24 protein-coding genes and 1 other annotated feature are annotated in these 24,531 nt (G+C 37.6%); all 24 genes read left to right on the top strand.

What is annotated here, in order from left to right; translation table 11 throughout:
• Positions 1–307 precede the first annotated feature (307 nt).
• The 24 genes from spoIIGA (at position 308) to pyrE (ending at position 24,120) form a co-directional block, all read left to right on the top strand.
• Entirely contained in the window at positions 308–1,225 is a 918-nt protein-coding gene (gene spoIIGA, locus BPMYX0001_RS16385; RefSeq protein WP_033799072.1) for a sigma-E processing peptidase SpoIIGA, read from the top strand.
• Positions 1,226–1,244: 19 nt separating this feature from the next.
• The gene (gene sigE, locus BPMYX0001_RS16380) at positions 1,245–1,964 is read left to right on the top strand and encodes an RNA polymerase sporulation sigma factor SigE (RefSeq protein ID WP_003199790.1); all 720 of its coding nucleotides are present in this window, start codon (positions 1,245–1,247) and stop codon (positions 1,962–1,964) included.
• Between the two features lie 194 nt (positions 1,965–2,158).
• Positions 2,159–2,938 (top strand): RNA polymerase sporulation sigma factor SigG, encoded by a 780-nt coding sequence (gene sigG / locus BPMYX0001_RS16375; protein ID WP_003199794.1) that lies wholly within the window; start codon positions 2,159–2,161, stop codon positions 2,936–2,938.
• 150 nt (positions 2,939–3,088) lie between these two features.
• On the top strand, positions 3,089–3,367 hold the full coding sequence (locus BPMYX0001_RS16370; protein ID WP_016116026.1) for a YlmC/YmxH family sporulation protein: 279 nt from the start codon (positions 3,089–3,091) through the stop codon (positions 3,365–3,367).
• Between the two features lie 115 nt (positions 3,368–3,482).
• On the top strand, positions 3,483–4,292 hold the full coding sequence (gene pgeF, locus BPMYX0001_RS16365; protein WP_006095774.1) for a peptidoglycan editing factor PgeF: 810 nt from the start codon (positions 3,483–3,485) through the stop codon (positions 4,290–4,292).
• Positions 4,293–4,297: 5 nt separating this feature from the next.
• Positions 4,298–4,972, top strand: a complete 675-nt coding sequence (locus BPMYX0001_RS16360) for a YggS family pyridoxal phosphate-dependent enzyme (protein ID WP_018780903.1) — start codon at positions 4,298–4,300, stop codon at positions 4,970–4,972.
• A 19-nt stretch (positions 4,973–4,991) separates the two neighbouring features.
• A complete protein-coding gene (locus BPMYX0001_RS16355; protein WP_003199801.1) occupies positions 4,992–5,456 on the top strand; it encodes a cell division protein SepF in 465 nt (154 codons plus the stop codon).
• A gap of 6 nt (positions 5,457–5,462) precedes the next feature.
• The gene (locus BPMYX0001_RS16350; protein WP_003199802.1) at positions 5,463–5,726 is read left to right on the top strand and encodes a YggT family protein; all 264 of its coding nucleotides are present in this window, start codon (positions 5,463–5,465) and stop codon (positions 5,724–5,726) included.
• 15 nt (positions 5,727–5,741) lie between these two features.
• Positions 5,742–6,515 carry a YlmH family RNA-binding protein gene (locus BPMYX0001_RS16345; protein ID WP_006095772.1) on the top strand — a complete coding sequence of 258 codons (774 nt, stop codon included), beginning with the start codon at positions 5,742–5,744 and terminating at the stop codon, positions 6,513–6,515.
• A 91-nt stretch (positions 6,516–6,606) separates the two neighbouring features.
• Positions 6,607–7,113, top strand: coding sequence for a septum site-determining protein DivIVA (gene divIVA / locus BPMYX0001_RS16340; protein WP_016116021.1), 507 nt, complete (start codon positions 6,607–6,609; stop codon positions 7,111–7,113).
• 51 nt (positions 7,114–7,164) lie between these two features.
• Positions 7,165–7,389, top strand: a binding site (T-box leader).
• 74 nt (positions 7,390–7,463) lie between these two features.
• Positions 7,464–10,229: an isoleucine--tRNA ligase gene (gene ileS2, locus BPMYX0001_RS16335; protein ID WP_033799071.1), complete on the top strand. Its 2,766-nt coding sequence runs from the start codon at positions 7,464–7,466 to the stop codon at positions 10,227–10,229.
• Positions 10,230–10,455: 226 nt separating this feature from the next.
• Positions 10,456–10,785, top strand: coding sequence for a TraR/DksA C4-type zinc finger protein (locus tag BPMYX0001_RS16330; protein WP_018764751.1), 330 nt, complete (start codon positions 10,456–10,458; stop codon positions 10,783–10,785).
• Between the two features lie 123 nt (positions 10,786–10,908).
• A complete protein-coding gene (gene lspA, locus BPMYX0001_RS16325) occupies positions 10,909–11,367 on the top strand; it encodes a lipoprotein signal peptidase LspA (RefSeq protein ID WP_018764750.1) in 459 nt (152 codons plus the stop codon).
• Between the two features lie 4 nt (positions 11,368–11,371).
• Positions 11,372–12,280 (top strand): RluA family pseudouridine synthase, encoded by a 909-nt coding sequence (locus BPMYX0001_RS16320; protein WP_003199814.1) that lies wholly within the window; start codon positions 11,372–11,374, stop codon positions 12,278–12,280.
• Positions 12,281–12,484: 204 nt separating this feature from the next.
• Positions 12,485–13,027, top strand: a complete 543-nt coding sequence (pyrR, locus tag BPMYX0001_RS16315) for a bifunctional pyrimidine operon transcriptional regulator/uracil phosphoribosyltransferase (protein WP_001156487.1) — start codon at positions 12,485–12,487, stop codon at positions 13,025–13,027.
• 147 nt (positions 13,028–13,174) lie between these two features.
• A complete protein-coding gene (gene uraA / locus BPMYX0001_RS16310) occupies positions 13,175–14,458 on the top strand; it encodes a uracil permease (protein WP_003199817.1) in 1,284 nt (427 codons plus the stop codon).
• Positions 14,459–14,606: 148 nt separating this feature from the next.
• Positions 14,607–15,521 (top strand): aspartate carbamoyltransferase, encoded by a 915-nt coding sequence (gene pyrB, locus BPMYX0001_RS16305; RefSeq protein ID WP_018764748.1) that lies wholly within the window; start codon positions 14,607–14,609, stop codon positions 15,519–15,521.
• Complete coding sequence (gene pyrC, locus BPMYX0001_RS16300; RefSeq protein ID WP_018764747.1) at positions 15,505–16,791, top strand: dihydroorotase; 1,287 nt, start codon at positions 15,505–15,507, stop codon at positions 16,789–16,791. Before pyrB ends, pyrC begins: the two co-directional genes overlap by 17 nt.
• On the top strand, positions 16,788–17,885 hold the full coding sequence (locus BPMYX0001_RS16295) for a carbamoyl phosphate synthase small subunit (RefSeq protein ID WP_018780905.1): 1,098 nt from the start codon (positions 16,788–16,790) through the stop codon (positions 17,883–17,885). Before pyrC ends, BPMYX0001_RS16295 begins: the two co-directional genes overlap by 4 nt.
• On the top strand, positions 17,870–21,088 hold the full coding sequence (gene carB / locus BPMYX0001_RS16290) for a carbamoyl-phosphate synthase large subunit (RefSeq protein WP_033799070.1): 3,219 nt from the start codon (positions 17,870–17,872) through the stop codon (positions 21,086–21,088). Before BPMYX0001_RS16295 ends, carB begins: the two co-directional genes overlap by 16 nt.
• Positions 21,085–21,864, top strand: coding sequence for a dihydroorotate oxidase B electron transfer subunit (gene pyrK / locus BPMYX0001_RS16285; protein WP_033799069.1), 780 nt, complete (start codon positions 21,085–21,087; stop codon positions 21,862–21,864). Before carB ends, pyrK begins: the two co-directional genes overlap by 4 nt.
• The gene (gene pyrD / locus BPMYX0001_RS16280; RefSeq protein ID WP_018764743.1) at positions 21,861–22,772 is read left to right on the top strand and encodes a dihydroorotate oxidase B catalytic subunit; all 912 of its coding nucleotides are present in this window, start codon (positions 21,861–21,863) and stop codon (positions 22,770–22,772) included. The genes pyrK and pyrD overlap by 4 nt, the downstream gene beginning before the upstream one ends.
• Before the next feature lie 2 nt (positions 22,773–22,774).
• Positions 22,775–23,491 carry an orotidine-5'-phosphate decarboxylase gene (pyrF, locus tag BPMYX0001_RS16275; protein WP_003199832.1) on the top strand — a complete coding sequence of 239 codons (717 nt, stop codon included), beginning with the start codon at positions 22,775–22,777 and terminating at the stop codon, positions 23,489–23,491.
• Positions 23,488–24,120, top strand: coding sequence for an orotate phosphoribosyltransferase (pyrE, locus tag BPMYX0001_RS16270; protein WP_016116008.1), 633 nt, complete (start codon positions 23,488–23,490; stop codon positions 24,118–24,120). The genes pyrF and pyrE overlap by 4 nt, the downstream gene beginning before the upstream one ends.
• Positions 24,121–24,531: the final 411 nt, after the last annotated feature.

Genomic DNA, 24,531 nt, shown 5'->3' with positions numbered 1-24,531 from the left:
CAGGAAAAGGATTAATCTGACCGCTTCTATGCATGGCCGGATGCACTCTTTCACTTAAAAAGAAAGGTTTTATGTCGTTTTTTTCAATTTGTATTTATATAGTAAGACCATCATCTAAATTATAGAAAGTAAGAAAAATAGATGAAGGGAACCGAAGAATTTATTATTAGAAAGCTCACAATATATACCTCACGACAGATTATGTCTAGAAACCGCAAAATAACAAAAAAACCCCTCCGCAAATTGACACACTTTCCTATTGGATATGCTTTATACTAGTCTCAACTTAAAAAAAGAGGTGAATTGTTTGGTTGTTTACGCCGACGTTGTTTGGTTGTTAAACGCCTGCATTGATTTTCTTTTGCTTTTATTAACAGCAACTGTGTTGAAAAAGAAGATCAAAAGATGGAGGCTTGTGCTAGGGACATTTATTGGTTCTACAATTGTTATTTTTGCCTTTACTCCTTTTGCTTCTATGATGACACACCCAATTATGAAATTATTGTATTCGTTACTTATTGTGTATACAGCATTTGGATTTTCTACTTTTAGAGATTATACACAGACTGTTTTTACCTTTTATTTTGTAACATTTATGGTAGGAGGAGGATTAATTGGAACTCATTTTTTCCTACAAACGAATGACATGGTAGATGGATTAGTTCAGGCGAAAGCAATGTCTTATGGTGATCCAGTAAGTTGGATGTTTGTGATTTTGGGATTTCCGATTATTTATTACTTTTCAAAAAAACGTATTGAAAATGTGGAAGTGACTAAGATTCATTATGACCAAATTGTACAAGTGAATATTAGATTAGTTGAAAATGAAATTAAACTAGATGGCTTGATTGATAGTGGAAATCAGCTTCATGACCCTATAACAAAGACACCGGTAATGATTATGCATATTTCATCATTAGAGCATTGTTTACCAACATGGTTAATAGAACAAATTTATTCCAAAACAGAGATTCCACAAATACCAGAAAATGATTCAGGTTGGGCAACGAGACTACGTTTAATTCCTTTTCGAGCAGTAGGAGTTGATCATCAATTTTTATGGGCAATTAAGCCAGATGTTGTTCAAATTTATCATGAAGGAAGCAATATGGTCGTAAATAAAGTATTAATCGGCTTAAATACACAGCAATTATCTACAAATGGAGAGTATCAATGTATTATACATCCGAAAATGTTGATATCACCAAAAGTGACAATTGCTTAATTATGAGAGGCGGGAGAATATGACGAAAATAAAATTTTATTTCACATATCTTTGGTATAAAGTATTGCTGAAACTTGGAATTAAGACTGATGAAATTTACTATATCGGTGGAAGTGAGGCATTGCCACCGCCTTTAACAAAAGAGGAAGAAGAAGTACTCCTCAATAAATTGCCAAAAGGTGATCAAGCAGCACGGTCATTACTTATTGAGCGTAACTTACGGCTTGTTGTGTATATAGCACGTAAATTTGAAAATACAGGAATTAATATTGAGGATTTGATTAGTATTGGAACAATTGGTCTTATTAAAGCTGTGAATACATTTAACCCTGAAAAGAAAATAAAATTAGCGACTTATGCATCACGTTGTATAGAAAATGAAATTTTAATGCATCTACGTAGAAATAATAAAAATCGTTCAGAAGTGTCATTTGATGAGCCATTAAATATTGATTGGGATGGGAATGAATTGTTACTATCAGATGTTCTTGGTACGGATGATGATATTATTACAAAAGATTTAGAGGCTAATGTAGACAGACATCTTCTTAAGAAAGCACTACACCAACTGAATGATCGTGAAAAACAAATTATGGAACTCCGTTTTGGACTTGCAGGGGGAGAAGAAAAAACACAAAAAGATGTGGCAGATATGCTAGGGATTTCACAGTCTTATATTTCTCGACTTGAAAAGAGAATTATAAAAAGGCTTCGAAAAGAATTTAATAAAATGGTATAAAGTGACGTTGTTAAAAGGTTAGATCATCAAGGAGATTGTACAAAACCAATCGGTATTCCGATTGGTTTTGTTGTATTTCCGAGTAAAGCACGAATGATATTTTTATTAAAAGTGACAGAAAAACGGTATGCATAAAATTCCCTCCAAAGGAGATACTTTACACTGTACAGCAACTCCCGATAGGAGGGAACACTTTGACGAGAAACAAAGTAGAAATTTGCGGTGTTGATACAGCTAAACTTCCAGTACTAAAAAATGAAGAGATGCGTAAATTATTTCGAGAAATGCAAAGTGGAGAGATAAGCGCAAGAGAGAAATTAGTAAATGGAAACTTACGTCTTGTACTGAGCGTCATTCAGCGATTTAACAACAGAGGAGAATTTGTTGATGATTTATTTCAAGTCGGCTGCATTGGACTTATGAAATCCATTGATAACTTTGACTTAAGCCAAAATGTTAAATTTTCAACATATGCTGTGCCAATGATTATTGGAGAAATTCGTAGATATTTGCGTGATAACAATCCAATTCGCGTTTCTCGTTCGTTGCGAGATATTGCGTATAAAGCATTACAGGTAAGAGAAAAGCTAATTGCTGAAAATTCAAAAGAACCAACGGCGATGGATATTGCAAAAGTACTTGAAGTGACACATGAAGAAATCGTTTTTGCACTTGATGCCATTCAAGATCCAGTATCACTATTTGAACCAATCTATAATGATGGGGGCGATCCTATTTTTGTGATGGATCAACTGAGTGATGATAAACAAAGGGACGAGCAATGGGTGGAAGAATTGGCGTTGAAAGAAGGAATGAAACGATTGAATGATCGCGAAAAAATGATTATCCGAAAACGTTTTTTTCAAGGGAAAACACAAATGGAAGTTGCCGAAGAAATTGGGATTTCTCAAGCGCAAGTATCACGCCTTGAAAAATCAGCAATTAAACAAATGAATAAAACAATTCAAGGATAAGGTCTCATCATTTACGATGAGATCTTTTTATGTTGCGTGCCCCGAGATTCTGTTCATAGGAAAGATTGCGTGTTCATATAATGACAGTAAAGTGAAACCGCTGGCAGAAGGAGACTTATCGATTACACAACATAAAAGGGGAGAATGACAATGATACGAATTTCAGAGTTTCAAATTAAGGATGTTGTAAATGTCTCTGACGGAAAAAAACTTGGAAACATTAGCGATATCGATATTGATATGAATACAGGGAAGATTCAAGCTGTCATTATTTCAAAGCAAACACGTATGTTAGGAATATTTGGGAAAGAAGCAGAGTTTGTTATTCCGTGGAAGCAAATTGTAAAAATTGGAGAGGATGTAATATTAGTAAGAGCTGATCATGTCAATTCTGTAACAGAATCAATACAAACACCGACAATTTCTTAAAGAATATTACAAATTCCTCTTTTTTTTATGTTGTCATTATGGAAAAATAAAAGTATGGTAAAATAGACAGGAAGTACCATGCTTTTTATGTTATTTTATTAAAAGGAGCCGCTTTATGAGAGAACCATTTATATATGAGGACGGTATATTGTATTTACAAGCGTGGAAAGAACTTGGAAACATTACTGCAGGATTTACGACAAAAGATGGTGGAGTAAGTACAGGCTCCTTTCATGCGATGAATTTAGGATTACATGTAAATGATATGATGGAAAATGTTCATGAAAATAGACGTATTTTAGCGAACAAGTTACAAAAAACATTAGAAAATTGGATTTGTTCAGAACAAGTTCATGATCATCATGTTGAAAAAGTAGGACAGCAAGAAAAAGGGCGAGGAATCTATTCATATGAAGATGGTATTCCAAACACAGATGGTATTTATACGACTGATAGAGATGTATGTTTAACATCTTGTTATGCTGATTGTGTTCCACTCTATTTCTATGCACCATCACAAGGTATGATAGGACTGGCACATGCTGGATGGAAAGGCACTGTAAAAGAAATTGCAAAAGAAATGATTCAAAAGTGGCGTGCGGAAGGGGTGCCAGCTCATGAGATTTATGTTGCAATTGGACCAGCCATAGGGTCCTGCTGTTATGTAGTTGATGATCGCGTATTATCAGCAGCAAAACAAGCGGTAAACGGACATGTTCCATATAAATTGATTTCAGACGGACAATATGCAATTGATTTAAAAGAAATCAATCGCATATTATGCATACAAGCTGGCATAAAAGAAGAGCATATTATTATGTCGTCTCTTTGTACAAGCTGTGAAGAACAATTGTTTTTCTCACATCGTCGTGATCGGGGAAAAACAGGAAGAATGTTGAGTTTCATAGGCTTTAAGGAGGATTGAAAACAGTGGTAGTGCAAGAGAATTTAGCATTTGTAAATGAGAAAATTAAAATAGCATGTGAACGAGCAGAGCGCTCGGCACAAGAGGTTAAGCTCGTTGCAGTAACAAAAACAGTAGGAATTGAAAAAACAAATGAAGTAATAGAAGCTGGACTTACTGATTTAGGTGAGAATCGTAATGAAGGTTTTTTACAGAAGTATGAGCATTTTGGTTCAAAAGTAAATTGGCATTTCATTGGTTCGTTACAAACGAGAAAAGTAAAAGAAATTATTAATGAGATTGATTATTTGCATTCATTAGATCGCATTTCACTTGCGAAAGAAATTCAAAGGCGTACTACAAAGCAGGTTCGATGTTTTGTACAAGTGAAAACATCGTCTGAAGAATCAAAGCAAGGGATAGCGGCTGAGGAAACGATTGCGTTTATTCGTGCTTTGCAAGAATTTGATAAAATTGAAGTTGTTGGATTGATGACAATGGCACCATTTACTGAGGAAGAAGCCGAAATTCGTCATTGTTTTAAGAAATTGCGTGGTTTGCAAAAACAAGTACAAGAACTAGGATTATCATACGCTCCGTGTAAAGAGTTATCAATGGGAATGTCAAATGATTATACGATTGCAATTGAAGAAGGTGCTACATATATTCGTTTGGGAACGATTTTAGTAGGAAAAGCATAAAAGGAAGGAGAATGTTATTATGAGTTGGTCAAAAGTAAAATACTTCTTTTTTGACACTCCAGAAGAGCGAGAAGCTTACGAAAAGGAAAAGGAGCAAGCTGAAATGAAAAAACAACAAGATCCACCAGAGCAGCAGGATATTCCACTTACGAAAGCACAGCCGAAACAAAATATTGTAAGTATTGAAACAGCAAAGCAATCTTCCAAAGTTGTTTTGTTAGAACCGCGCACATATTCGGAAGCACAAGGGATTGCGGATCATTTAAAGGGAAGAAGAGCGGTTGTCATTAATTTGCAAAGGATGTCAACAGATCAAGCTGTGCGTATCGTTGACTTTTTAAGTGGTACTGTATACGCTATAGGCGGGGATATTCAAAAATTAGGACCGAAAACATTTATTTGTACACCTGAGACTGTGGATATTGTTGGGGCCATTTCTGAGTTGTTCGGTGAAGAGGAAGAGACAAATATAAAGAGGTGGTAATACGCCATGACGATTATTTTACAAGCATTGCTTTGGATCATCCAGATTTATTCCTGGGCGCTTATTATCTATATCCTTCTATCTTGGTTTCCAGGGGCTAGAGAATCAACATTTGGTGATTTTCTATCACGTATTTGTGAACCATATTTAGAACCGTTTCGGAGATTTATCCCACCTTTTGGCATGATTGATATTTCTCCAATTGTTGCAATTATTGCGTTGAGATTGGCTAGTAGTGGTTTAGTAAGTCTGTTTCGTTATTTCTTGTAATAAGAGGTTGAATGAATGAGCATCTATGAGCATTTTAGACCCGAAGAAGTGGTCTTTGTCGATAAAGTGTTAGAGTGGAAACAGGTGGCTGAAGAATATCATCAAGTGAAATTAACGGATTTTCTGGATCCGCGTCAGCAGCAAATTGTTGCTACGATAGTTGGAAATCAAGGGGATGCTACTTTGCGTCTTTATGGTGCTGAGCCAAAAGCGGAAAGGAAAAGAGCTCTTATTTATCCGAGTTATCTTGATTTAAATGAAGAAGATTTCCAAGTTGAAGTATTAGAAATTGACTATCCTTCCAAGTTTTATACGCTTGAACATAGGCAAATATTAGGTGCATTTATGTCTCTTGGTCTTACAAGAGAAAAGTGTGGTGATATTTTGCTTCAAGAAAATCGTGCCCAAATTATAGTTGCAAAAGAAATTGTTTCTTACATTGAAATGAATTTACAATCAATAGGGAAAATGACGGTCTCACTTTCTTCTGTACAAGCAGACAAAGTATTACGATTGCAAGAAGAATGGAAAGAGCAGTCTGGAACTGTTTCATCCCTTCGATTAGATGTCCTGCTAGCTGAAATGCTTCATCTATCACGGCAAAAAGTACAGCCGCTTATAAAAAACGGTCTTGTGAAAGTGAACTGGAAAACTGTTGAACAAACTGCATATGAGTGTTTTCCGGGTGATGTTTTTTCAATTAGGGGATATGGCCGGAGTAAATTATTTTCTGTAGAAGGAAAAACGAAACGCGACAAATGGCGAGTTTTGTATGGTATACTAAAATGATTGGTTTTTTAGAAGGAAAATCCCTTATTTTGTCGAAGAAAAGATATAATTAAAAGAGGAAAATTCAGATAACTACTTGGAGGTGGCGTTTGTGCCGTTAACACCATTAGATATTCATAACAAAGAATTTGGTCGCGGATTCCGTGGCTATGATGAGGATCAAGTAAATGAGTTTCTTGATCAGATCATCAAAGATTATGAATTGGTCATTCGCGAGAAAAAAGCATTAGAAGAAAAAGTTGCTCAACTAGAAGGTAAATTAGATCATTTTTCTAACATTGAAGACACGCTAAATAAGTCTATCGTTGTTGCACAAGAAGCGGCGGAAGAAGTAAAGCGTAATGCACAAAAAGAAGCGAAATTAATTGTACGTGAAGCAGAAAAGAATGCAGATCGTATCATTAATGAAGCTTTAGTAAAATCAAGAAAAGTTGCATTTGATATTGAAGAGCTAAAGAAACAAGCGAAAGTATTCCGTACGCGTTTCCGTATGTTATTAGAAGCACAGCTTGAAATGTTAAACAACGATGATTGGGACAAATTAATTGAGCTAGAAGAAGAAGTGGACGAGCTATTAAAGAAAGAAGAAACAGTGTAAGCTTGACGTTTTTCTCATTATTACATATAATTTTAAACAACATATTTATTAAGAAAAACGAAGATAGGGATAAGTACCTTTTTCATACCTTATATAGCGAACTGAGGACGGTGTAAGCTCAGGATAAGGAGATAAATGGGAATATCACCCTGGAGTTCCGCGCTGAACAAAAAAGTAAGCGTAGGCGTATATTCGCGTTAAGAATATAAAGAGGACTTTGTGCATACGTGTACGGTCTACTAGGGTGGTACCGCGGGAGACTTTCTCGTCCCTTTTTTGGGGATGAGAAAGTCTCTTTTTTATTCCATTTTTTAGGGTCTTTCTTTTATACATTCGAGGAGGAATTAAGCGTGGAGTATAAAAATACATTACTAATGCCGAAAACAGAATTCCCAATGCGTGGGAATTTACCAAAGCGTGAGCCTGCAATGCAAGAAAAATGGGCTGAGATGAACATTTATGAAAAGGTACAAGAACATACAAAAGGTCGTCCTTTATTTGTACTGCATGATGGTCCTCCATATGCGAATGGTGACATTCATATGGGACATGCGTTAAATAAAGTATTAAAAGATTTTATTGTTCGTTACAAATCAATGACTGGATACTGTGCACCATATGTACCAGGATGGGATACACACGGTTTACCAATTGAACAAGCTTTAACAAATAAAGGTGTAAAACGTAAAGAAATGACGGTTGCAGAATTCCGTAAACTATGTGCAGAGTATGCATACGAACAAGTGAATCGCCAACGTGAACAGTTTAAACGTCTTGGTGTGCGTGCTGATTGGGATCGCCCATATATTACTTTAGAGCCAGCTTATGAAGCGCAGCAAATTAAAGTATTTGGTGAAATGGCGAAAAAAGGTTATATCTATAAAGGACAAAAACCAGTTTATTGGTCTCCGACAAGTGAATCCGCTTTAGCTGAAGCTGAAATTGAATACAATGATAAAAAGTCAGCATCTATTTATGTGGCATTCCCTGTAAAAGACGGAAAAGACGTATTAGAGGGCGACGAGAAATTTATCATTTGGACAACAACACCTTGGACATTACCAGCCAACTTAGGTATTTCTGTTCATCCAGAACTTGAATACAGCATTGTGAAAGTAAATGATGAAAAATATATTATTGCTTCTGAACTATTTGACACAGTTTCTAAAACGTTAGAGTGGGAAAATGCTGAAGTTGTGAAAACAGTTAAAGGTAGCGAACTTGAGTATACAGTTGCGAAGCATCCATTCTATGAGCGTGATTCTTTAGTTATGCTTGGTGAGCACGTTACAACAGATGCTGGTACAGGTTGTGTACATACAGCACCTGGACATGGGGAAGACGATTTCCTTGTTGGGAAACAATATGGATTAGAAGTTCTTTGCCCAGTTGATGATAAAGGTGTATTAACAAGTGAAGCACCTGGATTTGAAGGTCTATTCTATGATAAAGCTAATAAGCCAATTACGGAAAAATTAGAAGAAGTTGGAGCGTTATTAAAATTAACATTTATTACGCATTCTTATCCACATGACTGGAGAACGAAAAAACCAATTATCTTCCGTGCGACAGCGCAATGGTTTGCATCTATTGAAGCGTTCCGCAAGGAGTTATTACAAGCTGTTGAAGAAACGAAATGGGTACCAGCATGGGGTGAAACACGTCTTCATAATATGGTTCGTGACCGTGGTGATTGGTGTATTTCTCGTCAACGTGCATGGGGTGTACCGATTCCTGTCTTCTATGCAGAGAATGGCGATCCAATTATTACAGATGAAACAATCAATCACGTAGCAGATCTATTCCGTGAGAACGGTTCTAACGTATGGTTCGAACGTGAAGCGAAAGGTTTATTACCAGAAGGATTTACACATCCATCTAGTCCGAATGGCGAATTCCGTAAAGAAACAGACATTATGGACGTATGGTTTGATTCAGGTTCTTCTCACCAAGCTGTCCTAGAAGAGCGCGAAGACTTACAACGTCCAGCTGATTTATACTTAGAGGGATCTGACCAATACCGTGGCTGGTTTAACTCTTCATTATCAACAGCAGTTGCAGTAACAGGTAAAGCACCATACAAAGGTGTGTTGAGTCATGGATTCGTATTAGACGGTGAAGGTCGTAAAATGAGTAAATCTATCGGGAACATTGTTGTACCGAAGAAAATCATGGATCAATTAGGTGGAGATATTTTACGTTTATGGGTATCTTCTGTTGACTACCAATCTGATGTGCGTATTTCAGATGATATTTTAAAACAAGTTGCAGAAGTATATCGTAAAATCCGTAACACATTCCGTTTCTTATTAGGAAACTTAGCTGACTTTAATCCAAGTCAAGATGCAGTAGCGAAAGCTGAATTACGTGAAGTAGATCGCTACATGCTAGTGAAATTAAATGACTTAATTACAAAAGTAAAAGAAGCATATGAAACATATGACTTTGCGGCAGTATATCATGCAATTCATAACTTCTGCACAATTGATTTAAGCTCATTCTATTTAGACTTTGCAAAAGACATTTTATACATTGAAGCAGAAAATCATCATGACCGTCGTGCGATTCAAACAGTACTTTACGATGTTCTTGTTGCATTAACAAAACTTGTAACACCAATCTTACCTCATACAGCTGATGAAGTATGGCCATATGTTCCTGGTGTTGTAGAGGAAAGCGTTCAGCTAACCGATATGCCAGAAGCTGTAGAAGTAGAGGGTGCGGAAGCGTTAAAAACAAAATGGGATGCATTTATGACACTTCGAGATGACGTATTAAAAGCTTTAGAAGTGGCTCGTAATGAAAAAGTAATCGGTAAATCATTAAATGCGAGTATTACCCTATATCCAACTGCAGAAATGAAACAAATGTTAGAGTCTATTAGTGAAGATTTAAAACAATTATTTATTGTCTCTGAGTATAAACTTGGTGGAACAATGGAAGAAGCTCCAGCGGGTGCACCAAAATATGAGCATACAGCTGTTGTTGTAGCACAGGCAACTGGTGAAACATGTGAACGTTGCTGGGTTGTTTCTGAAACAATTGGTAAAGACGCTGAACATGAAACATTATGTGAGCGTTGTGCAACAGTAGTAAAAGAAAATTATGTAAAATAATGATGTGATAAAAACTGACTGCTATTACGGTAGTCAGTTTTTGTATTTAGTAAGGATTCTTCTTAACATGTGGCAGATGTATGAAAAGTTCGACTGCTTAAAGTTTTTCTGTTGAGCAGGAGGAAGTAACTTTTAAGCACTTTCCTATGAAGGAAAAATGTGTGAGCGGTAAGCGAGAAAATTTCGGACACACTAACGGTACATTGCAGCCGGGAGGGATGTACACGTGAATGAAATCTATATGGAAATCAAAGAAGAATTACAATTGATGAAAAAAGAACTACAGGAACGACTGGCAAAAGAAGCGATAGAAACTTATTATGTAGAATTCGGACTGGAATTAGGCTATGAATCGAAGGAAGATGGAAAAAAGAAATTATTTTTACATGATATAAGAGAAGATTTAAAAGATGTGGAACGAGCATTATTTAAAATGGAAATCGATATGTATGGCATTTGTGAGGAAACTGGGAAATACATTCCTGTAAAGCAAATGAAAATGATGCCAACAGCTCGTACAATTCATGAATTTTTATATGAGAAAGTAAATGTCTAAGAGGCACAACGATATTATATTACCTTTTTTTATTTTATTTTATTCTTCCGTAAAGGTTCATTGTGAAAAGACCGTAGCTATGCTAAAATTTTGAGGTACACTGTCTTTGTGGGGGAAATGAAAATGATATATTATTTAATAGCGTTATTTGTCATTACCATCGATCAAGTATCGAAATGGTTAATTGTAAAAAACATGGAATTAGGTACAAGTATCCCGATTATCGATAATGTATTATACATAACATCACATCGGAATAGAGGAGCTGCCTGGGGCATTTTAGAAAACAAAATGTGGTTCTTCTATATTATTACAGTTGTTTTTGTAGGATTTATCGTATTTTATATGAAAAAGTATGCAAAAACAGATAGGCTCCTAGGGATTTCATTAGGTCTTATTTTAGGCGGAGCAATTGGCAACTTTATTGATCGTGTATTTAGACAAGAAGTGGTGGATTTCATTCACGTGTATATTTTTTCATACAACTATCCGGTATTTAACATAGCTGACTCAGCTTTATGTATTGGGGTTGTATTGATTATTATTCAAACATTATTAGAAGGAAAGAAAATGAAGGAGTAATTGAATGAGCGAAGTAGTACAAGTAACAGTTACAGAAGAACAAAAGAGCGAACGGATTGATAAGTTTCTCGCGGGAGTGAACAATGAATGGTCACGTTCACAAGTACAACAGTGGATTAAAGATGGCGTTGTAACCGTAAATGGAAACGACATTAAAGGAAATTATAAAGTAAAAGTAAATGATGAAATTGCAGTAGCAATTCCAGATCCAGAAGAGCTTGATATTTTGCCAGAAGACATGAATTTAGAAATTTATTATGAAGATGCAGATGTGCTTGTTGTGAATAAGCCACGTGGCATGGTTGTGCATCCAGCTCCTGGACATACAAGTGGTACACTTGTAAATGGGTTAATGCATCATTGTACAGATTTATCAGGTATTAACGGTGTAATGCGTCCAGGGATTGTACATCGTATTGATAAAGATACATCTGGCTTATTGATGGTTGCTAAAAATGATATGGCACATGAATCTCTTGTAAATCAGCTTGTGGCAAAAACAGTAACAAGACGATATAAAGCAATCGTCCATGGTGTAATTCCACATGATAAAGGGACAATTGATGCTCCAATTGGCCGTGATAAAAAGGACCGCCAAAGTATGACGGTTGATGAAAATGGGAAGCATGCTGTTACGCATTTTCAGGTGTTAGAACGATTTAAAGACTTTACACTTGTAGAGTGTCGTTTAGAAACCGGCCGTACGCACCAAATTCGTGTTCATATGAAATATATTGGATACCCGCTTGCGGGAGATCCGAAATATGGTCCGAAAAAAACATTAGATATAAATGGACAAGCGCTTCATGCGGGGATTTTAGGGTTTGATCATCCTCGTACAGGCGAATATATCGAGTTTGAGGCGCCAGTTCCAGCAGTATTTGAAGAAGTTTTAAATGTTTTACGGAAATAGTATTGACAAAACGATTAAAACCTGCGATACTAGCAACAGTTGAATAATGATCCTTTAACACAGCCCCGTGAGGTTGAGAAGGTAACGGTTTGAAATACTTAGGGTGTACTTGTACCCTTTTTTCAAAAGTCCTCTCGCACACGCTGAGAGGACTTTTTTTATACCATTCCTCTCACGCAAGAAAAAAGCTTGGAGGTGTAGAGCATGCAAGAAAAAGCTGTCGTTTTAGATGACCAAATGATTCGCCGCGCTTTAACACGCATCAGTCATGAAATTGTGGAACGTAATAAAGGTGTCGATAATTGTGTTCTTGTCGGAATTAAAACACGTGGGATTTTTATTGCACAGCGTTTAGCAGAACGAATTGGTCAAATTGAAGGAAAAGAAATAGAAGTAGGCGAGTTAGACATTACACTATATCGTGATGATTTAACATTGCAATCAAAAAATAAAGAACCGCTTGTAAAAGGTTCAGATATTCCTGTGGACATTACGAAGAAAAAAGTTATTCTTGTGGATGATGTATTGTATACAGGAAGAACGGTTCGAGCAGCAATGGATGCTCTTATGGATTTAGGTAGACCATCACAAATCCAACTAGCTGTTCTTGTAGACAGAGGTCATCGTGAATTACCAATTCGCGCTGATTATGTAGGGAAGAACATTCCAACATCAAGTGAAGAACGTATTGAAGTTGATTTGCAAGAGACGGATCAGCAAGATCGAGTAAGTATATACGATAAGTAAAGCCCTTTTAAATGTAGTCCTGTGAGGCTGCCAAAGGGTCTTGACTTTCGTATGTCAAATTTGACATATGAAAGTATAGGACTCTTTGTGCATAGGGCGCAAAGAGTTTTTTTATTGCAAAGTTTTAAACTGAAGGAGGATATAACAATGGAGCAAAAGCCAGTGTTAGACATTCATGAAGTACCGAAACCCGGAAAATGGTTATTTTTAAGTATACAACATTTGTTCGCGATGTTTGGATCAACAGTGCTTGTTCCGTTTTTAACAGGACTGAATCCATCAGTAGCTTTAATCTCCAGTGGATTAGGAACACTCGCGTTTATTCTTATAACAAAAGGTCAAGTACCAGCATATCTAGGCTCATCATTCGCGTTTATCGCACCGATTATTACGGCGAAGACAGCAGGAGGGCCAGGAGCAGCAATGCTTGGTGGTTTACTAGCAGGACTTGTATACATCTTAATTTCACTTGGAATTAAGAAATCGGGATCAGCATGGATTATGAAGTTACTCCCACCAATTGTCGTTGGTCCAGTTGTAATGGTTATCGGATTAGCATTAGCACACACAGCAGTGAATATGGCAATGAATGATGCAGGTGGCAAGTATAGTGTTACACACTTCTCAGTAGCATTAGTAACGCTAGCAATTACAATCATTTGCTCTATATTCGGAAGAGGATTTTTCAGCATCATACCAGTTCTATTAGGGATTATCGGAGGATATATCTTCGCTTACTTCCAAGGATTGGTGGACTTAAAGCCAGTAGCTGAGGCGAAATGGTTTGATGTACCAGACTTTGTCGTACCATTTGTAACTTACACGCCAGAGTTTTCATGGAAGATTGTACTCTTAATGGTGCCAGTAGCACTTGTAACAATTTCAGAACATATCGGGCATCAAATCGTACTTGGAAATGTTATTAAGCGAGATTTAATTGAAAAACCAGGTTTACATCGCTCGATTTTTGGAGATGGTGTAGCGACATTAATCGCATCAGTAATTGGTGGACCACCAAATACAACATACGGTGAAAACATAGGTGTGCTGGCAATTACGAGAGCTTACAGTGTATACTTATTCATCGGATCAGCAGTCTTCGCGATTATGTTCGGATTTATTGGTAAGATTTCCGCACTGATTCACTCGATTCCAACACCAGTTATGGGTGGCGTATCAATCTTACTCTTTGGAGTAATCGCATCAAGCGGTTTACGCATGATGGTAGATGATAAAACAGACTTAAGCGACAAACGAAACTTAATGATTGCATCAGTGATTTTGGTAATCGGTATTGGTGGCGCGGTACTTCGTGTCGGAGAATCATTCCAAGTAGAAGGAATGGCGCTTGCAGCAATCGTTGGCGTACTGTTAAATCTACTGTTACCTGAAATGAAACAGAAACAACAATCTAAGCAGATTGCTTCATAAAAACAACCTTTTAATTCAGTCCTGTGAGACCGAAAAGGGTGGCTTTTTTCTCGCACCCTAGTCTCATACGATTAGGGTATTTTTATGCAATAGTTGTTATATAAATACAAAAGTGTTATCATAAAAATCAGAAAGATGAGGGATGACAATGAGCCATTTGTTAACGATGAGTGAATTATCGAAAGAAGAGATTTCAGAAATCCTAAAAGACGCAGAAGATTTCGCAAATGGAAGAAGTAAAAAAACAACAGAGCAAACGTTTGTAGCGAACTTATTTTTCGAAAATAGTACGAGAACAAAGTTTAGCTTCGAAGTTGCCGAGAAGAGATTAGGACTAGACGTATTAAACTTCTCAGCAGATTCTTCTAGCGTACAAAAAGGAGAAACATTATACGATACGATAAGAACACTAGAATCAATCGGAACAAAAGCAGTAGTCATCCGCCATCAGCAAGATCGCTACTTCGATGAGCTAAAAGATAAAGTAAATATTCCAATCCTAAATGCTGGAGATGGATGTGGAAATCATCCAACACAATGCTTGCTAGACCTTTTAACAATTAAACAAGAGTTTGGAAGCTTCGAAGGATTAAAGATTGCAATTGTTGGAGATATCCGCCATAGCCGAGTAGCCCGCTCTAATGCTGAAGCATTAACGAAACTAGGAGCAACAATTTACTTTGCTAGCCCAGAAGAGTGGAAAGATGAAACTAACACATTCGGAACATACAGAAGTTTAGATGAACTTGTTCCAGAAGTTGATGTGATGATGTTACTTCGTGTGCAACATGAGCGTCATGACCATTATGAAACAGACATCATGAAAGAGTATCATGAACAGCACGGATTAACAATTGAACGAGAAAAACGTATGAAACAAGGAAGCATTATTATGCATCCAGCTCCTATAAACCGCGATGTAGAAATTGCGAGCGAACTCGTTGAGTGTGAGCGTTCCCGCATTTTCAAACAGATGGAAAACGGAGTTTACGTAAGAATGGCTGTACTAAAACGCGCATTACCAAATGTATTAGGAGGAATGAAACATGAATTATTTGTTTAAAAATGGACGTTATCTAAATGAAGAAGGAAAAATTGTAGCAACAGATCTTCTTGTACAAGACGGTAAAATTGCGAAAGTAGCAGAAAATATTACGGCAGATAATGTTGAAGTAATCGATGTAAATGGAAAATTAATCGCACCTGGACTAGTAGATGTACACGTTCATCTTCGCGAACCAGGTGGTGAACATAAAGAAACAATTGAAACAGGTACGCTTGCAGCAGCAAAAGGTGGATTTACAACAATTTGCGCAATGCCAAATACACGCCCAGTACCAGACAGCAAAGAACATATGGAAGACTTACAAAAACGAATTAAAGAAAAAGCACATGTAAATGTACTGCCATATGGCGCAATTACAGTACGTCAAGCAGGTTCTGAAATGACAGACTTTGAAACATTAAAAGAACTTGGAGCATTCGCGTTTACTGATGATGGAGTAGGCGTACAAGATGCAAGCATGATGCTAGCTGCTATGAAACGTGCAGCAAAATTAAATATGGCAGTCGTTGCACACTGTGAAGAAAATACACTAATTAATAAAGGTTGTGTACATGAAGGGAAGTTTTCTAAGGAACACGGATTAAACGGTATCCCATCAGTATGTGAATCTGTACATATTGCCCGGGACATATTACTTGCGGAAGCGGCAGATTGCCACTATCACGTATGTCACGTAAGTACAAAAGGATCTGTACGAGTGATTCGTGATGCAAAACGTGCTGGAATTAAAGTGACAGCAGAAGTAACACCGCACCACTTAGTATTATGTGAAGATGATATCCCAGGTGTTGATCCAAACTTTAAAATGAATCCACCGCTTCGAGGAAAAGAAGATCACGAAGCCTTAATTGAAGGATTATTAGATGGAACAATCGATATAATTGCAACAGATCATGCACCGCATGCAGCAGAAGAAAAAGCACAAGGTATTGAAAGAGCACCATTTGGAATTACTGGTTTTGAAACAGCATTCCCATTACTATATACAAACCTTGTGAAAAAGGGGATTATCACATTAGAACAATTGATTCAATTCTTAACAGAAAAACCAGCTGATACATTTGGTTTAGAAGCAGGTCGCTTGCAGGAAGGAAGAGCGGCAGATATTACAATTATCGATTTAGAACAAGAAGAAGAAATTGATCCAACAACATTCTTATCAAAAGGAAAAAATACGCCGTTTGCAGGCTGGAAGTGTCAAGGATGGCCGGTTATGACAATAGTTGGCGGTAAGATCGCATGGCAAAAGGAGAGTGCATTAGTATGAAAAGACAGCTTATCTTAGAAGATGGAACAGTATTAATTGGAAAAGGTTTCGGAGGAGAGATCGAAAAGTCAGGTGAGGTTGTATTTACAACAGGAATGACTGGATATCAAGAAACATTATCTGATCCATCATACTGCGGTCAAATTGTAACATTTACGTACCCATTAATCGGAAACTATGGCATTAACCGTGATGATTTCGAATCAATTCATCCATCTGTAAATGGTTTAATAGTAAACGAAATTTGTGATCACCCATCTAACTTCCGTAATGAAATTTCGTTAGATGATTACTTAAAAGAAAGAAATATTCCCGGACTCGCAGGAATTGATACAAGAAAATTAACGCGGAAAATTCGTCAATATGGAACACTGCGCGGGCGTCTTTGCAACATGGATGCGGATGTAGAGTACATCGTTAGCCAATTAAAAGCGACAGTCTTTACAGATCATGTGAAACGCGTATCAACAAAAGATCCATATCCAAGTCCAGGCCGTGGCCATCGTGTTGTACTTGTAGACTTCGGAATGAAGCACGGTATTTTGCGCGAGCTAAATAAACGTGATTGTGATGTAATCGTTGTACCTTACAATACAACAGCGGAAGAAATTTTACGCCTTAGTCCAGACGGAATTATGTTAAGTAATGGACCTGGTGATCCAAAAGATGTACCAGAAGCAATTGAAATGTTAAAAGAAATCATCGGAAAAGTACCTTTATTCGGGATTTGCCTTGGACATCAATTGTTTGCTCTAGCATCTGGTGCGAATACAAGTAAGTTAAAATTCGGTCACCGTGGTTTAAATCATCCAGTAAAACATCTTGCAACTGGAAAAGTAGCAATTACTTCTCAAAACCATGGTTACGCAGTAGAAGAAGCGTCAGTTGAAAATACAGATCTTGAAATTACGCATGTAGCTTTAAATGATGGAACTGTAGAAGGACTTCGTCATAAGAAGTTCCCAGCATTTACAGTGCAATATCATCCAGAAGCTTCAGCGGGACCAGAAGATGCAAATGATTTATTCGAAGATTTCTTAATAATGATTGAAAACTTCAAGAAAGAAGGGGAAGAGTTATGCCAAAACGCTTAGACATTAACACAATTTTAGTAATCGGATCAGGACCAATTGTAATTGGGCAAGCAGCGGAATTTGACTACTCTGGTACACAAGCTTGTCAATCTCTTAAAGAGGAAGGTTACAAAGTAATCCTTGTTAACTCTAACCCAGCAACAATTATGACAGATACTGCAACAGCAGATAAAGTATATATTGAACCATTAACATTAGAATTCGTAAGCCGTATTATTCGTAAAGAACGTCCAGATGCAATCTTACCAACATTAGGTGGTCAAACGGGCTTAAACATGGCTGTTGAACTTGCGAAATCAGGTGTGCTTGACGAGTGTGGAGTTGAAATTTTAGGAACAAAATTATCAGCAATTGAGCAAGCGGAAGATCGTGATCTATTCCGTACATTAATGCAAGAGTTAAATGAACCAACACCACCAAGTGAAATCATTCATACGCTTGATGAAGCATATGAATTTGTAAAAGAAATTGGGTATCCGGTAATCGTTCGCCCAGCATTTACACTTGGCGGAACAGGCGGCGGTATTTGTCACAATGAAAAAGAATTAATTGAAACCGTAACAAGTGGTTTAAAACATAGCCCGGTAACGCAATGTTTATTAGAAAAGAGTATTGCTGGTTGTAAAGAAATCGAATACGAAGTAATGCGTGATTCAAATGATAACGCAATCGTAGTATGTAACATGGAAAATATCGATCCAGTTGGGGTTCACACAGGTGATTCTATCGTTGTAGCGCCGAGCCAAACATTAAGTGACCGTGAGTATCAAATGTTACGTAACACTTCATTACGAATTATTCGTGCGTTAGGAATTGAAGGTGGATGTAACGTTCAGCTTGCACTTGATCCATATAGCTTCCAATACTATGTAATCGAAGTAAATCCACGTGTAAGTCGTTCATCTGCACTAGCATCTAAAGCAACAGGATATCCAATTGCGAAGTTAGCAGCGAAAATTGCAGTCGGCTTAACATTAGATGAAATTGTAAACCCAGTAACACAAAAAACATACGCTTGCTTCGAGCCAGCATTAGACTACGTTGTTTCAAAAATTCCGCGCTGGCCATTTGATAAGTTTGAATCAGCAAACAGAACACTTGGTACACAGATGAAGGCAACTGGTGAAGTTATGTCAATCGGACGTAACTTAGAGGAATCATTATTAAAAGCGGTTCGTTCTTTAGAGCTTGGCATTTATCACTTAGAGTTAGAGCATCTAAAAGAGCTTGATAAAGAAACAATGAAAAAACGTATTATAAAAGCTGATGATGAGCGTCTGTTTGTTGTAGCAGAAGCGATCCGTCAAGGTGTAACGAAAGAAGAAATCAATGCATGGTGTGAAATGGACTTCTTCTTCTTACAAAAAGTCGAAAACATCGTAAACATGGAACGCGAAGTAAAAGCGAATATAGGAAATATGGAAGTATTACAAGAAGCAAAAGAAATGGGCTTCAGTGATCATTACATCGCAGCTGCTTGGGGTAAAACAGAACGTGAAATTTATGATGTGCGTAAAGAAAATAGCATGACGCCAGTATTCAAAATGGTAGATACTTGTGCGGCAGAATTCGAATCTGCAACACCTTACTACTACAGCACATATGGAGATGAAAATGAATCGATCGTTACAGATCGTAAAAGCGTAGTTGTACTTGGATCTGGTCCAATCCGCATCGGCCAAGGTGTTGAGTTTGACTATGCAACAGTTCACTCTGTATGGGCAATTAAAGAAGCCGGATATGAAGCAATTATTATTAACAATAACCCAGAAACAGTTTCAACAGACTTCAGTATTTCTGACAAATTATACTTTGAACCATTAACAATCGAAGATGTAATGCACATCATTGATTTAGAGAAGCCAGAAGGTGTTATCGTTCAGTTCGGTGGACAAACGGCAATTAACTTAGCTGCTAAATTAGAAGAACACGGTGTGAAAATTTTAGGAACATCACTTGAAGATTTAGACCGTGCAGAAGATCGTGATAAATTTGAAGCAGCATTAACACAGCTTGGTATCCCGCAACCTGTTGGTAAAACAGCAACGACTGTAGAACAAGCGGTAGCAATCGCTGAAGAAATTGGTTACCCAGTATTAGTAAGACCATCTTACGTACTTGGTGGGCGTGCGATGGAAATCGTATATCGTCAAGAAGAACTACTGCATTACATGAAAAATGCGGTTAAAGTTCATGCGGATCATCCAGTATTAATTGACCGCTATATGGTTGGTAAAGAAATTGAAGTAGATGCAATTTCAGACGGTGAAAATGTATTCATTCCAGGTATTATGGAACATATTGAACGCGCTGGAGTTCACTCTGGTGACTCAATTGGAGTATACCCACCGCAAAGCTTATCTGCAAAACTGAAAGAACAAATTATCGAAAATACAATTGCACTTGGAAGAGGATTAAACATTGTTGGATTACTGAATATCCAGTTTGTAGTATTCAAAGACGAAGTGTATGTAATTGAAGTAAACCCACGTGCGAGCCGTACAGTACCATTCTTAAGTAAAATTACAGGCGTACCGATGGCGAATATCGCAACGAAAGTTATTTTAGGTCAAAATCTTGTAGAACAAGGATATGAAACTGGCTATCGCTCAGAAGAGAATGAAGTGTATGTAAAAGCTCCAGTATTCTCATTTGCGAAACTACGTTCAGTTGATACAACATTAGGGCCTGAAATGAAATCAACAGGGGAAGTAATGGGGAAAGACTTAACGCTTGAAAAAGCACTATATAAAGGACTTGTTGCTTCTGGAATTAACATTCCAACGCACGGATCAGTAATCATTACTGTAGCGGATAAAGATAAAGAAGAAGCAATGGAAATTGCAAAACGCTTCCATGAAATCGGCTATAACTTATTAGCAACAGCAGGAACAGCACAATCGTTAACAGAGAAAAGCATTCCGGTGCAAGTTGTAAACAAAATTGATTCTGAAGACTACAACTTACTTGATATTATCCGTCAAGGGAAAGCACAGTTTGTAATCAATACGTTAACAAAAGGAAAACAACCAGCGCGTGATGGTTTCCGCATTCGCCGTGAATCAGTAGAAAATGGTGTGGCTTGCTTAACTTCACTTGATACAACAAGAGCAATTTTAAGAGTACTAGAATCCATGACATTCTCAGCTCACGCAATGAAAGAAATCGCGCCAGCGCAGCGTCACGAGGTGGTACATGCATGATGCAAAAGCAAAATATGATCGTCGTTAACCAAACAGAAATCGCAAAAAATATTTATGAATTAGTGCTTCAAGGTGATCTTGTACAGCAAATGAACGAACCAGGGCAGTTTGTACACATTAAGGTAGCAGAGGGCATTACGCCCCTTCTGCGCCGCCCAATTAGTATTTGTGATGTCGATCAAGACAAGAACGAATTTACAATGCTATATCGTGCAGAAGGACAAGGAACAAAAACACTAGCAAAGAGAAAACAAGGTGAAATTGTAGATGTATTAGGACCATTAGGCCATGGTTTTCCTGTAGAAGAAGCGGAAGCTGGGCAAACAGCTCTATTAGTAGGTGGAGGGATTGGTGTACCACCACTTTATGAGTTATCACAGCGTCTTGTTGCAAAGGGTGTACGTGTCATTCACATCTTAGGTTTCCAAACAAAAGATGTTGTTTTCTACGAAGAGAAATTTGCAGAGCTTGGCGATACGTATGTGGCAACAGTTGATGGTACACATGGTACAAAGGGATTTGTAACAGATGTGATTGATGCTTATGGAATCGACTTTGACATTTTATACTCATGTGGACCTTTGGCAATGTTACGTGCATTAGAAGGTCGTTATAAAGAGAAAAAAGCCTACATTTCACTAGAAGAACGTATGGGCTGTGGTATTGGAGCATGTTTCGCATGTGTATGTCACTTGCAAGAAGATCCAAGCGGACATTCTTACAAGAAGGTGTGTAGCGACGGGCCAGTATTTCCAATCGGGGAGGTTGTACTATGAACAGATTGCAAGTTGAATTACCAGGATTATCGTTGAAAAATCCAATCATCCCAGCTTCTGGTTGCTTCGGGTTTGGTCGTGAGTATGCGCAATTTTATGATTTAAGCGTACTTGGATCAATCATGATTAAAGCAACGACAGAACAACCTCGTTATGGAAATCCAACGCCTCGTGTTGCTGAAACACCAGGCGGAATGCTAAATGCAATCGGACTTCAAAACCCTGGGCTAGAAAAGGTAATGACTTCTGAATTACCATGGCTAGAGCAATTCGATCTTCCGATTATTGCGAACGTTGCAGGTTCACAAGCTGAGGATTATGTAGCAGTTGCAAAGGAAATTTCAAAAGCACCGAATGTTCATGCGCTAGAATTAAATATTTCTTGTCCAAACGTAAAAACGGGTGGTATAGCTTTTGGTACTGTCCCAGAAATTGCTGCTGATTTAACGAAGCGAGTAAAAGAGGTTTCTGAAGTGCCGGTATATGTGAAATTGTCACCGAACGTGGCAAACATTGTAGAGATTGCGAAGGCAATTGAAAATGCAGGTGCAGACGGATTAACGATGATTAATACATTGCTTGGTATGCGTCTAGATTTAAAAACAGCAAAACCCATTTTAGCAAACCGTACAGGCGGACTATCAGGACCTGCAATTAAGCCAGTGGCGATTCGTATGGTACATGAAGTGAGTCAAGCGGTTAACATTCCGATTATCGGAATGGGCGGTATTGAATCAGCAGAAGATGTAATTGAGTTCTTCTACGCTGGTGCAAGCGCAGTTGCAGTTGGTACAGCGAACTTTGTTGATCCGTTCGTATGTCCAACAATTATTGAAGAATTACCAGCGTTATTAGATGAATTAGGATTTGATCACATTTCGGAATGTCAGGGAAGGAGCTGGAAATAAACATGTCACAGTCTTTAATCGTTGCACTGGATTTTCCAGGTAAGGCAGAGGTAGAACAGTTTTTAAGCCACTTTGAAGGGGAACAGTTATTTGTCAAAGTTGGTATGGAGCTATTCTATAAAGAGGGACCTGCTATCATTACGTACTTAAAAGAAAAAGGGCATCAAATTTTTCTAGATTTAAAGCTCCATGATATTCCGAATACAGTAAAAAGCGCTATGCGCAGCCTAGCTAGTCTAGATGTTGATATGGTAAATGTTCATGCTGCTGGGGGAAGTAGCATGATGAAAGCTGCGGTTGAGGGATTAGTGGAAGGTAAGCGAGAAGGAAAAGAGAGACCGATTTGTATTGCAGTTACACAACTAACAAGCACTTCGGAAGCTATGATGAAAAAAGAGATTGGTATTGAGAAAACGTTAGAAGAAGCGGTTGCTCATTATGCAAAATTAACGAAAGAAAGTGGACTTGATGGTGTTGTATGTTCGACACTAGAAGTACCAAAGTTACGTGAAGTATGCGGACCTGCATTTGTAACAGTAACACCGGGGATTCGTCTTGCAAGCGATGATGTTAATGATCAAGTACGCGTAGCAACGCCAAAGCGTGCACGTGAACTTGGTTCAAGTTACATTGTAGTGGGACGTAGTATTACAAAGGCAGAAAATCCGCTTGAAGCGTATAAAACCGTAAAACAACAGTGGGAAGGTGTAACAATATGAAAAAAGAAATCGCATCTCATCTATTAGAAATTGGCGCAGTATTTTTACAACCAAATGATCCATTTACATGGTCTTCTGGTATGAAATCACCAATTTATTGTGATAATCGTTTAACGTTATCATATCCAAAAGTACGCCAAGCGATTGCGGCAGGATTAGAGAAGTTAATCGAAGAACACTTCCCAACTGTAGAAGTTATTGCAGGAACAGCAACTGCTGGTATTGCGCACGCTGCATGGGTAAGTGATCGTATGGATTTACCAATGTGCTATGTACGTAGTAAAGCAAAAGGTCATGGTAAAGGGAACCAGATTGAAGGAAAAGCAGAAAAAGGTCAAAAAGTAGTAGTAGTAGAAGACTTAATTTCAACTGGCGGCAGTGCAATTACTTGTGTAGAAGCACTTCGCGAAGCTGGCTGTGAAGTATTAGGAATCGTATCAATCTTCACGTATGAGCTTGAAGCAGGAAAAGAAAAACTAGCAGCAGCAAACGTAGCATCATATTCTCTAAGCGACTACAGTGCATTAACTGAAGTGGCAGCAGAAAAAGGTATGATCGGACAAGCTGAAACAAAAAAATTACAAGAATGGCGTAAAAATCCAGCTGACGAGGCTTGGATTACAGCCTAATTATAAAAAACACGACCGCGGGGGAAACGCGGTCGTGTTTTTTATAGAAAATATGGTTAGATAAATATCCTCTTATCCTGGTAATTCTAACTATTATTCTAGATGAGGTCCCGACACATCGCTATCAAGCTAAGCATACTAAAAGGTAATATGGTAGTGCATTTTTATTGATTCTCTATGAATACACTAAAAATGGGCATGACAAAAAACTATTTAATGGTTTTTTTTATTTTTATGTGGATTTTCGTATTTGTAACATCTTACAATACATAACACCCAAAACATACTAAGATTAGTAGTGTAAACCAAGGCATTGGTTTACACTACTATTTTTTTATAGTAGAAGTGAAGAATAGGTCGCTTTGATATTGGGATTTTAAATCCGTACCCAAAACAGACCTTCTTCACTTG

The organism is Bacillus pseudomycoides DSM 12442 (assembly GCF_000161455.1).
GTDB lineage: Bacteria > Bacillota > Bacilli > Bacillales > Bacillaceae_G > Bacillus_A > Bacillus_A pseudomycoides.
Note: the sequence above shows the minus strand (reverse complement) of the source record. Positions and strands in the feature narration are given on the sequence as shown.